This window comes from Bifidobacterium sp. ESL0775 (assembly GCF_029395475.1).
Lineage (GTDB): Bacteria > Actinomycetota > Actinomycetes > Actinomycetales > Bifidobacteriaceae > Bifidobacterium.
The window spans coordinates 563,040-574,201 of the sequence record NZ_CP113917.1; the positions used below are offsets into that span (position 1 = coordinate 563,040).

7 protein-coding genes are annotated in these 11,162 nt (G+C 61.9%); 4 read left to right on the forward strand and 3 right to left on the reverse strand.

Annotated elements, in window-relative coordinates; all coding sequences use genetic code 11:
- Positions 1-293: 293 nt before the first annotated feature.
- Positions 294-1,409, forward strand: coding sequence for a LacI family DNA-binding transcriptional regulator (locus OZX73_RS01900; RefSeq protein WP_277150127.1), 1,116 nt, complete (start codon positions 294-296; stop codon positions 1,407-1,409).
- 139 nt (positions 1,410-1,548) lie between these two features.
- Here OZX73_RS01900 and OZX73_RS01905 read toward each other — a convergent pair whose 3' ends face one another.
- Together OZX73_RS01905 and OZX73_RS01910 are read right to left on the reverse strand one after the other, a co-directional pair.
- Entirely contained in the window at positions 1,549-2,541 is a 993-nt protein-coding gene (locus OZX73_RS01905; protein WP_277150129.1) for a helix-turn-helix domain-containing protein, read from the reverse strand.
- 2 nt (positions 2,542-2,543) lie between these two features.
- Complete coding sequence (locus OZX73_RS01910) at positions 2,544-5,150, reverse strand: DUF6020 family protein (protein WP_277150131.1); 2,607 nt, start codon at positions 5,148-5,150, stop codon at positions 2,544-2,546.
- 111 nt (positions 5,151-5,261) lie between these two features.
- Between OZX73_RS01910 and OZX73_RS01915 the strand changes: the two genes are divergently transcribed.
- On the forward strand, positions 5,262-6,416 hold the full coding sequence (locus OZX73_RS01915) for a biotin--acetyl-CoA-carboxylase ligase (protein WP_277150133.1): 1,155 nt from the start codon (positions 5,262-5,264) through the stop codon (positions 6,414-6,416).
- A 105-nt stretch (positions 6,417-6,521) separates the two neighbouring features.
- Here OZX73_RS01915 and OZX73_RS01920 read toward each other — a convergent pair whose 3' ends face one another.
- A complete protein-coding gene (locus OZX73_RS01920) occupies positions 6,522-6,674 on the reverse strand; it encodes a hypothetical protein (protein WP_277150135.1) in 153 nt (50 codons plus the stop codon).
- A gap of 801 nt (positions 6,675-7,475) precedes the next feature.
- Between OZX73_RS01920 and OZX73_RS01925 the strand changes: the two genes are divergently transcribed.
- Positions 7,476-9,476, forward strand: a complete 2,001-nt coding sequence (locus tag OZX73_RS01925; protein ID WP_277150137.1) for a biotin carboxylase N-terminal domain-containing protein — start codon at positions 7,476-7,478, stop codon at positions 9,474-9,476.
- A complete protein-coding gene (locus OZX73_RS01930; protein ID WP_277150139.1) occupies positions 9,476-11,083 on the forward strand; it encodes an acyl-CoA carboxylase subunit beta in 1,608 nt (535 codons plus the stop codon). The genes OZX73_RS01925 and OZX73_RS01930 overlap by 1 nt, the downstream gene beginning before the upstream one ends.
- The last annotated feature ends 79 nt before the right edge of the window (positions 11,084-11,162 follow it).

Sequence of the window (11,162 nt, forward strand, 5' to 3'; positions counted from 1 at the left end):
ACCGTTTTGAGAGGTGGGTGTTGCTGCCAGCTTAGAGGCAGAATAGTCGGGCTTCTGCCTCTAAGCCAAGCGGAATGTGCTGTTGCTGTTAAGTTAGAGGCGAAATTACCGCCCACTGCCCCTAACCCTTCGAAAATAAAGTGTTGCAAAGGGGTTAGAGGCAGGGACGGGAAGCGATGTTGCCGTGAACATACCTGATAGGCCGCGCCTAGTAAACTTGTGAGCGTTCACTACGACGATGATTTCGTAGAAGTGCTGACGTTCGGAAGTCAAGTGGCCAAAGGGAGGCAGGGATGAGCGTTCAACGCAATCCGGGCAAGCGACCGTCGATGTTCGATGTGGCCAAGATGGCCGGCGTCAGCCATCAGACCGTTTCCCGTGTGATCAACCATTCCCCCGAGGTCTCCGACGCCACCCGCGCCCGCGTCCAGCACGCCATCGACGCGCTCGGCTACCGTCCGAGCAATTCCGCGCGGACGTTGGCCTCGCAACGTTCCCACACCATCGGGCTCATCGCCGGGGGCCTCAATTTTTTGGGATCGGTTTCGTCCATTCTGGCCATAGAATCGCTGGTCCGTCGCCATGGCCTGTTCCTAGCCGTCTCGATGGTGCATGAGGCGTTGTGCTCGCAACGGGAATTCGAGGCCCTTTGCCATACATTCGAGGAACAGAACGTCGACGCGTTCATTTTCCTGACGCCGACCGACGTGATGCTTTCCGCCGCCTGCCGCACCAGGCTTCCAGAGCCACGTGTGCTCGTCACCTCGACGCACGGCAACCTTTCGATGAGCCGCGCGGGCGGGTTGATGGACGCCGAAGGACGCCGGCACACCGCCATCGTGGGCGTCGACCAGTGGGGCGCGATGGAGGAGGTGGCGCGCTTGGTCGCGCGGTTCGGCCATCGTTCTGCGCTGTATTTCACCGGGCCGTTGCAATGGCGCGACGCGGTGACCCGTCTGCTCGGCTGGCGCAAGGCCTCGCTTGCCAATCGGATTGCGTCGCGCGAGATAGTATGTAATACATGGAATTCGTCGGAAGCTTACGCCCGCATGAACCATGAGCTCGAAACCATCGGGTCGGCCGGCGCGCAGAAGCCGACCGTCATCGTCACCGCCAACGACGAGCAGGCCATCGGCGTGGCCCGTGCGTTGCACGAGCATGGCCTGCGCATCCCGCAGGACGTCAGCCTGGTCGGCTTCGACGACATGACCGGCGTCAACGACATGTGGCCGCCGCTGACCACGGTGCGTTCAGACTATGAGGGGCTCGGCACCGCCGCGATGCGCGAGGTGCTGCGTCTGCTGGGCGAGGGCGGCGAGACCACGTTCGTGGCCAACGCCCACGGCGCGGGCTTGATTCCCGCCGAGGTCATCCAGCGCCATTCGCTCGGGCCTGTGCCGAGGTTGTAATGTGATGATTTGCCGTATTTGTCGCCTTTTGTGCATTTGCTAACGTCTTCTACATGAAAAGTGACAAATATGGTAGTCAAATGTCGTCTTTTGCGTGGTTGCCCTACTATCGCGCACAAAAGGTGACAAATAGGTGCGGCTATACGTCGCTTTCAACGTGGGCGTCGCTGTTTTGTGCGTTCTTGTTTTGGGCGTCGCGGATGGCGCCGATGATGATGGCGGTGCGCAGCACGTAGGCGTCGCGTGGGTCGTTGGCATCCCAGCCGGTGGCGTCGGCCGCGCGCTTGATGCGGTAGCGCACGGTGTTGGGATGGACGTTGAGCTCCTTGCCGGTGGTGTCGAGCGAGCCGCCGGAGGAGAGGAACGCGGCGACGGTCTGCAGCGTCGGGTCGTTCTCGTTGCCGCTTTTCAGGCTTTGGTAGACGTTTTGGTAGAGCTCGTCGATGGCGTCCTGGTCGCCGATCAGCGCGCGCTCCGGCAGCATGTCGGCCGCGCGAGCCGGGCGTGGCAGCGGATGGATCGCGGGCATGACGTGGAAGGCGGACAGCGTGGCGCCGAGCGTGCGCGCCGCGCCGCCCGCATCGCGCCGTGTCGGGCCGAGACACACCGGCTTGGCCTTGTCGAACGCGGGCATCACCGCCGTGCAGGTCACCTCGGGCGTGGCGGCGCTTTGCACCACGATGACGCCGATAGTCAGGCCGTTGCTGCGCCCGACCAGGCAATGCTCGCTGCCAAGGTCGTGTGCCTTGCGATGGATTGTCGAAGCCGCCTGCTTGAACGTGGACGCCGCGGTGCCGCCAACGGCGAAGCAGCTGAATTGCTCGGGCCAGCCCAGCACGTGCAGAAGCGAGACCACCCGTCGGTCGCTCAGGCCGTGGGCCAGGCACTCGAAGGCGATGGCCTCGAGGTTGTCGCGGTTGGCCAGGGTTTCTGCGGCCTTGGCGCGTTCGGTGTCGGCGACGTTGTCGTGCGAATCCGCGATGACGGTGATATGTGACGGCGTGTCTTGCGTCGGCCCCTCATCGTTCGCTTTCGAAGTTGCCGCGATATCGGCGTTGCCTTCGACAAGGTTCAGGAAATCGGCCTGTCCGGCGGATCCCCTGTCCTTGTTGTCGGTATCGTGCGTGCTCATACTCATGATTCTAGTCCGGCGGTCTCAATGGCCGCTGTAAAGTCCATATCGCTTTTGCTGGCGTTGCCCGTAATATCCGGGGCGATGTCGGCTCGTTGCCCGCGGGTTTTCGCGCGTCGCGCCCGCGATTCCTGCCAGAAGGTCAGTATCACGAAGCCGAGCACGAAGACCAGCGGCAGCATGTGGCGCTCGAAATTGTTGGCCGGCGAGGTGATCATGACCCCCATCAGCAGCAACAGCGGCAGGTGCGTGGCCAGCGTCCGCCAGCGCCGCAGGATGACCTCGGCCGCGCCGATCAGCAGCGTGGCGATGACGTAGGCGTTGCCATGGATGAGCCAGCCGAGGATGGGCTTGCCGCTCCAATCCTTGACGAAATCGGTGATCTGCTTGCGCCACCCGTCGCACCAGTCGCCGAGCCAGTCGGTGAAATTGGGGTTGCGCGCGTACAAAACGTAATACGTCATGTCGATATACGGCTGGTCTTGGATGTCGAAATACCCGTAGCTCTTGGAAAGCAGGGCGTCCGTCGCGATGCGCGGGTTGGCCTTGACGATCTCGAGCCACGCGGCGTTGAAGTTCCTCATATTGGCTTTGGTCACCGTGCGCCAGCGGTAGCTCACCTTCTTGGCTTGGATGCCGGAGGATTTCACGGGATCCGCGTCCTGCTGGAAGTAGGCCTCGGCCATCTGGTCGAGGTTGAAGATTGGGGCGAGCTTCTCGCGCGCGTCCTGCGGGATGCCGTTCGGGTTGAGCACGGCGACGCGGGCGATCTGCTGCAGCTGGACGCCGTGGCTCTCGATGGGATCGCCGTTGATGATGACGCCTTTGTGGATGGCCAGGTTGAGCCCGCCCTCGAAGATGACGACGGGAAGCAGCATGCCGACGACGTAGGTCTTCCAACGTTTGTGGTCGCTCAGGAGGGCGATCAACACCTCGAAAACGATGATGTACATGGCGTATTTGGCCGAGATCATCATCACCAAGGTCGAGAGGAGAAGCGCGATGAAACTGCGTTTGCGCGTGTGCTCGAAAGGTGTGGTCGTTGCGGCTTTGGCTGCCGTGGCTGTGCCGGTTGCGGCATGGTCTGTGGTTTTGGTCGCGTCAGCGTTTTGTGCGGTTTTATTGACGCCTTTCGATGATTTCGTCGTACTCAAGAGCTCATAGCCGATGCCGAACCACCAGACGAACGCGAAGGCGAACAGCGGCGATTTCGTCAGGCTGATGGTGGAAAAGAGCACCAGCGGGCAGAGCAGGAAAAAGAGCAGGATGACGAAGCGCGGCAACGGATCCACGGTTTTCGGGGCGGGAATTGCGATGCCGGATCTCTGTGGCTGCTCAGCCTGGTTGAGTTCTTGGGCTCCTTTGGCTTTTCCGGTTTTTCCGACCTGTGTGACGGTTCCGGTTTTCGTGACGTCGACGGTTTTCGCCGCTGTTCCCTTGAGCCACGGGCGGTTGAAGAAGCGGTTCGCGGTGGCGGCCACGGCGAAGGCGGCGAACAGGAACTGCGCGGCGGCGAGCACGGCCAGGCCCAAGTCGTTCGAACCAGTGAAATAGCGCGAGACGGTGCCGGCCCCGCCGTAGAGGAGCGTGAGCACGATGTTGTGCTGGTCGGTCAGGTAGATGGGTTGCTTCGGCCAGAGGTAATGCGCGGTGGGGTAGATGTCCATCGGCACGAACGAGAAGAAGCCGATGTAGGGCTGCCTGAGGCCGGTCCACTGGTTCCAGGCCCAGCTGAACTCGCGGAACTGGTTGCGGATGTCCGCGCCGAACGCCGCCACCAGGGTGGTGGGCACCCACAGCCAGCCGATGACGAGGATCAGCGCGATCTTCCACCATTTGTCGGTGACGTGCATCGTCATCGAGCGCGAGATCGCCGCGGCGCGGGAGGCGAGGGTTTTCGTACGGTTCCACATCCGGGTGCGGAGGCGTACGGGAGGATTGGCATTGGCGGGTTTCGCCGTTGGCGCGTTATCGCTTGCGATGGGTGGCTTGGCTTCCGGATCCAGGTTCTGGACCGCGACTTGGGCGGTGGTTGCGTTTGTTGATTGGCTTGATGAGGGGGCTGATGGCAAAGATTGATTTCGAGGGCTCTTCGCCGCCGAAGATTGGCTGATTGGTTCGGCTTTGGTTTCGTGATGACGCAGGCGGGCGACCATGTTTCGGGCCCAACGCGTCAGCCAGCGGGGCAGCAGGCGCTGGCCGCGGGCGAACCGGACCAGTTCGATGATGATAGCCAGGTAGATCGCGAAGGTTTCGATGAACAGGACGGCGTTGCCCAACGAAAACGTGGTGAACGTGGCCGCGCCGGGATTGTAATAGTACTGCCAGTAAATCGGCCCGAGCGCGGTGCACAGTGACAGCCACAGACACGCCGCCACCGCCAGGGCCCAGCACGGCACGCTGGATAGTTTGCCAAAGCGGGTGGGGGATGTGGCGATATCGTTGGAAGTAGTTGTATTACGTTTGGTTTCGGTGGTGATTATATTGTCATCCGCCGCCGAAGACGAGACGCGTTGCTCCATATTATTATTGTCAATTTCCGCATCCGGGCGTGCTTCGCCGTCGCCGGATTGGCGGCCGCCGGCGCTCGTGGGATGGGAATTGCTCATAGTGGCATTCTACCGTTGGACGTCAACCGCATGGGATGTTGAAGCGCCGTGAGACCGTCTTTGTATGAAACCACAAAGTGCATCGTGGCTTGATGGCATAAGCTGAACGGTATGACTAATACCAATGATTCCGCGATTTCCCGGCGCGAGACGGCCATCGCTCGGGACTATGCTGATTTCGCGCGGCAGACGGGGGCGACGAAGCCCGAGTTGCCGCGGACCTGGAAGGCAGCCGATGATTTGATTGCGCTCGCGGCCGTTGATTCCACCAACATCCTCGCCCGGACCATGATGGCGAACGGCGAATTGCCGGTGGTTGGCGAGGACGGGCACGCCCGCATGGCCGTGATTTGCGCGGACGCGCAGACGGCGGGACACGGCAGGCTCGGACGGCAGTGGAGCGCGCAGGCCGGAGGTGCCTCGTTCCTGGTCACCTACGCCACGGCGCTGCCCGAGCGACTGGTGGTCGACCCGGCGCGCAACGGGTGGTTCACCATCGCGGCCGGGCTCGCCTCACTGGACGCGCTCAACGGCGCGCTGGCCGAATGTGGCGCGAAACCGCTCGATTCGAGCCACGGTTTGCAGCTCAAATGGCCCAACGACATCTTCTATGATGGCCACAAGCTCGGCGGCATCCTAGCGGAGCTGGTTGAGTTGCCGGATACGGCGAACAGCATGATGGTGCCTTGGGATGTTTCAGCAAAGAGTCCTGCGGATTCGCACGATGAGCGTCTTGGAAATGAACCCAGAAACGCCCGTGGTGTGCACGCGAAAGTGATCATGGATGGACGAGGAATCGCAACGAACGAGTGTCGGGTGGAGGGTGAGGAAACGGTTGCCAATGTGCAAAAGATTACTGGTCCCACGAGCGAGCGTGCCGTCGGCGTGATGTTCGGCATCGGGATGAATCTCGACATCGCGCGCGAGGCGCTGCCCACCCCGGTTTCCACGTCGCTGCAGCTGCTCTATGCGCCGTTGCCCGACTCGCCGACGTTGCGCGACATGGTGGCCGCGCGCCTGGCCGAATCCTTGCGCTCGCGTTTGGCGAGGCTAGCTGCCGGCACGCAGGAGGCCTTCGACGACCTGCTCGCCGAGACCCGTCCGGTCTGCTGGACGCTCGGCCGCCAGGTAGAGGCGAAGTTCACCGATGGCTTGACGCTACGCGGCAAGGCGCTCTCCCTGAACCCCGACGCCTCGCTGGTCATCGAGGACAGTCGCGGCGTGTGTCGCACCGTCCACACCGCCGATGTCGGCGTGCTGGCCTGATGGAATCGCAACACTGAGTGGAGAAATCCGGCGATGGCAGTGCCGCCGCCGGATTACCTGCCAAGCCGCTTCTGGTTTGTCATTAGAAGCAGCTTGGTGCTGGCGCTACTTCATCTTCCAGAATGCCAACAGCAGGCATCCTATGAGGATCGTCGTGGCCCACGGGGGACTTACCTTGGGCACAATCGTGACCAGTACTGTGGCCACGAGCCAGCAGAGCCCGGCGTTCCCGGGCTTGTTTCCATTATGAGGTGCCATCACTGGCTCCTATCTACTGAACGTCAGCCGGCCTTTTGGTCCCGGCCGGTCGCCCGCACGTTTCCGGTTCCCCGTCTCAATGGATTGCCGTGCCGCGTGCGTGCGGCTTTCCTAACGTCGCATACCGAGATTTCAGAAGTCAAGCCAAAACGTCAAGACTCATGAAAATTCAAGATTTCTTGATATGACTTGTGGTCTTCGGCCGGAATGTGATACCCTCATTGTGCTGGTTGGAATCGTCTCAACTCGAGGCATATCCGGGTCTTGGTGAGCTTTCGCCTCGTGGGTTCCGCCGGTAGGGCGTTTTTCCATTTCGTCCTTCTTTTGAACTGTTCGTGTGGGCTGTCGGCTTTGGCTGGCGGCCCACACGGGTTTTCGGCGTCGTTGCCGGGGTGCCTTCGCTGGCTTGGCTGGTGTGAGGACCGCGCTGTCAATGAGGATGTAGGGATACCGGCCTAATTGTCCGCCTAGACTGTCGGCTTTGATAGATGGCTTTGGTTACGGCTCACACGTGTTTTCGGCGTCCTCGCCGGGATGTCTTTGTTGTCTTGGCTGGTTGGGCCTCGTTGTTTTGTTCTTTTAGCTATAACCTCTATAGGTCTGGTCGATAACCCCAAAAGGGTTTCGGGCCATGGTATCGTGCTTTCGTGCTTTTGGTGCTTTTTTATCTTTGTTTAAGTTTGTTTATCTTTTCGCCGTGGAACGAATTGAACGAATTTGTGCAAACCTACAAAAGCGGGCGGGCGATTTTGTGGTTTTGCGTGATTTCATCGGTAGGGGATAGGCGATAGGTTGGATAGCATGGTCAAAAATGTCAATAAACTGCTGGTGGCGAACCGCGGCGAAATCGCGCTTCGCGTTATCCGCACGGCCCACGAGATGGGGATTCCGACCGTGGCGATTTACGCCGAGCAGGACAGAGATGCACAATATGTGGAGATGGCCGACGAAGCCTATCTGCTGCATGGGGATTCCTACCGGGCCTATATGGACGAGGACCTGATCATCGACGTGCTACACCGCAGCGGCGCCGACGCCGTCCACCCTGGCTATGGCTATCTTTCCGAAATCGCCTCGTTCGCCGACAAGGTCATCAAGGCCGGCGCCACCTGGATCGGCCCGAGCCCGACGGCTTTGACCGACCTCGGCGACAAGATCACCGCACGCCGCGTGGCCAAGCGCGCGCACGTCCCGCCGGTGCCGGGGCTTTCCGAGCCCGTCAGCAACATGCGTGAGCTCCTGACCTTCGCCCAGATCAACGGCTATCCCGTGATGATGAAGCGCACCGACGGCGGTGGCGGCAAGGGCATCACGCTCGTGCATAACGACGACGAGCTGCGCAGCTTCTATATGAATCACGACGCGCTCGAAGGCGGCGACCTCAACGAATACTTCGTTGAGCTGTTCATTGACAAGGCCCGTCACGTCGAGACGCAGTCCGGCCGCGATTCGCACGGCAACTTCACCGTCTACTCCACGCGCGATTGCACCGTGCAGCGCCGCAACCAGAAGCTCATCGAGGAGGCCCCGGCCCCGTTCCTCAACGACGACGAGAAGGAACAGCTCGAGCGCTACTCCCGCAGCCTGTTCAGCGCTGTCGATTACGTCGGCCTGGGGACCTGCGAATTTATGGTCACCGAGCAGCACAAGGTCTACTTCCTCGAGGTCAACCCGCGTCTGCAGGTGGAGCACACGGTTTCCGAGCAGGTCTCCGGCCTCGATTTGGTACGCGAGCAGATCAACATTGCCAACGGCGAGGAGCTCACCCAAGCCCCCGAAAGCCACGGCCACGCCTTCGAGCTTCGTATTACAAGCGAGGACCCCGACAAGAACCTCACCCCGAGCGGCGGCACGCTGACGCGCCTGGATTGGCCCAGCGGCCCCGGCATCCGCATCGATTCCGGCGTGAAGGTCGGCGACGTGGTCTCCCCGAAATTCGATTCGATGATGGGCAAGCTCGTCGTCACCGCTCAGGACCGGCCTACCGCCGTCGCCCGCGTGCGCCGTGCGCTGAAGGAATTCAACCTTGAGGGTGTGCCCACGCCGAAGTCGCTTTTCGAAACGATCTTCAACGATCCGGAATTCACCGCTGAGGACCATCCATTCTCCGTCTATACCAAGTGGCTCGAGCGCAAGTACCTGAACCGCAAGCCCGACACCGCCGGCAGCGGCCAGCCCGCCTCGCTTTCGGGTGGCGAGGAGAAACCCAAGAAGCAGGAGACCGATTCCTTCGTCATCGAGGTCGACAACAAGCGCGTCAAGCTCACCGTTCCGCGCGACATCGTCGACAACCTCACCGGTTCGGCACGTGCCCGCGGAACCCGGCGCCCAACCCAGCCGTTGCGTGGTTCCTCGACGGGCGCTGTCGAAGAGCGCGCGAAGGTCAACGACGGCAAGTCCGGCGTCATCGACTCGCCGATGCAGGCCATCGTCACCCGCGTCAACGTCGCCGAGGGGCAGAGCGTCAACAAGGGCGACCTGCTGGCCGTGCTCGAGAGCATGAAGATGGAGAACTACGTCTACGCGCCCGTCAACGGCACCGTGCAGAAGATCTTCGTCGGCCCGTCCGATTCCGTGGATGCCGGCACCACATTGATGAAGATCGATGTGGATGGCGCCGCCAACCGTGAGAAGTCCGGTGCCAATGATGCGGCTGCGGATGGTAATGATAGCGACGTGGATAGTGATAAGGGCAAATCCGCCGGTAAGCCTGCTGGCGATACCACTACCAATACCGACACCACTGACGATTCCGCCGCACCCACAACGTCAGCTGACGACACGAAGGAAGGCGAGCGCTGATGACCGACATCATGACCACCACGGCCGTCGAAAAGGCCATGGCCAGCAGCCAGCCCCTCGACCAGCAGCCCATCCGCGCGTCCGTCGCCCGGGCCGCCGAGCTCGCGCGTGACGCCGAAAACCACGCCCACGCCCGCCAAAGCGCCAAAGGCAAGTTCACCGCCCGCGAGCGCCTCGATCTGCTCTTCGACACCGGCACCTTCCAGGAGATCGGCCGCTTCTCCGGCGGCAACATCAACGAGGGCATCGCCGGCTCGGCCGTCATCACCGGTTTTGGCGACGTCTACGGCCGTAAGGTCGCCGTCTACGCGCAGGACTTCTCCGTGCGCGGCGGCACGCTCGGCCACGCCGAAGGCGAGAAGATCTGCCACCTGATGGACATGGCGCTCGACCTCAAAATCCCGGTCGTCGCCCTGATCGATTCCGGCGGCGCCCGCATTCAGGAAGGCGTGGAAGCGCTTACTCAATACGGCCACATCTTCCGCAAAACCTGCGAGGCGAGCGGCTTCGTCCCGCAGCTTTCGCTGATTCTCGGCCCTTGCGCGGGCGGCGCTGTCTATTGCCCGGCGTTGACGGACCTCATCATCATGACCCGCCAGAATTCCAACATGTTCGTCACCGGCCCCGACGTGGTCAAATCCGTCACCGGCGAGACGATTTCCATGGAGGACCTCGGCGGTGGCAAGGTGCACAACACCATTTCCGGCGTCGCGCACTACCTCGGCGAGGACGAGGCCGACGCGATCGATTACGCGCGCACGGTGCTCGCCTATCTGCCTTCCAGCTCGGAGTCGCAACCCCCGGTCTACGCCTACGCGGCCACCCGCGCCGACCGCTCCACGGCCGAACGCCTGGGCACCATCGTCCCCGACAACGACCGCCAGCCCTACGACATCAACGAAGTCATCCGCTGTATCGTCGACTACGGCGAGTTCGTGCAGGTGCAGGCGCTCTACGCCAAGTGCGCCGTGGTCGGCTTCGCTTGCATCGAAGGCCATCCGGTCGGCATCGTGGCGAACCAGCCCAACGAGCAGGCCGGCATCCTCGACGTCGATTCCAGCGAGAAGATCGCCCGATTCGTCCGCCTGTGCGACGCGTTCAACCTTCCGGTGGTCACGCTGGTTGACACCCCCGGCTACAAGCCCGGCAGCGACCAAGAGCACGCGGGCATCATCCGCCGCGGCGCGAAGGTCATCTACGCCTACGCCAACGCGCAGGTGCCGATGGTCTCGGTTGTATTACGTAAGGCTTTCGGCGGCGCCTACATCGTCATGGGCTCCAAGGCGATCGGCGCGGACGTCAACTACGCCTGGCCCTCTAGCCAGATCGCGGTGCTTGGCGCCGCGGGCGCGGTCAACATCATCCACCGGAAGGACCTGCACAAGGCCAAGGAACGCCGGCAGGACGTCGAGGCGCTGCGCCAGCAGTACATCGACCAGTACGAAAGCGAGACCTTGAACGCGAACCTTTCGCTGGAGACCGGCCAGATCGACGCAATGATCGACCCCGAGCAGACGCGCGAGGCCATCGCCGAATCCTTGCGGCTCTTGCGCAACAAGAAACGCGTCCGCCGCACCACCAAGCACCATGGCAACCAGCCGATGTAGCTTCGCACATTCAGGCTAATCCAAGGCGGGGCAGGTAAGATTCAGACCGGACTGCCTCGCATGGGATTTCCTGACATGA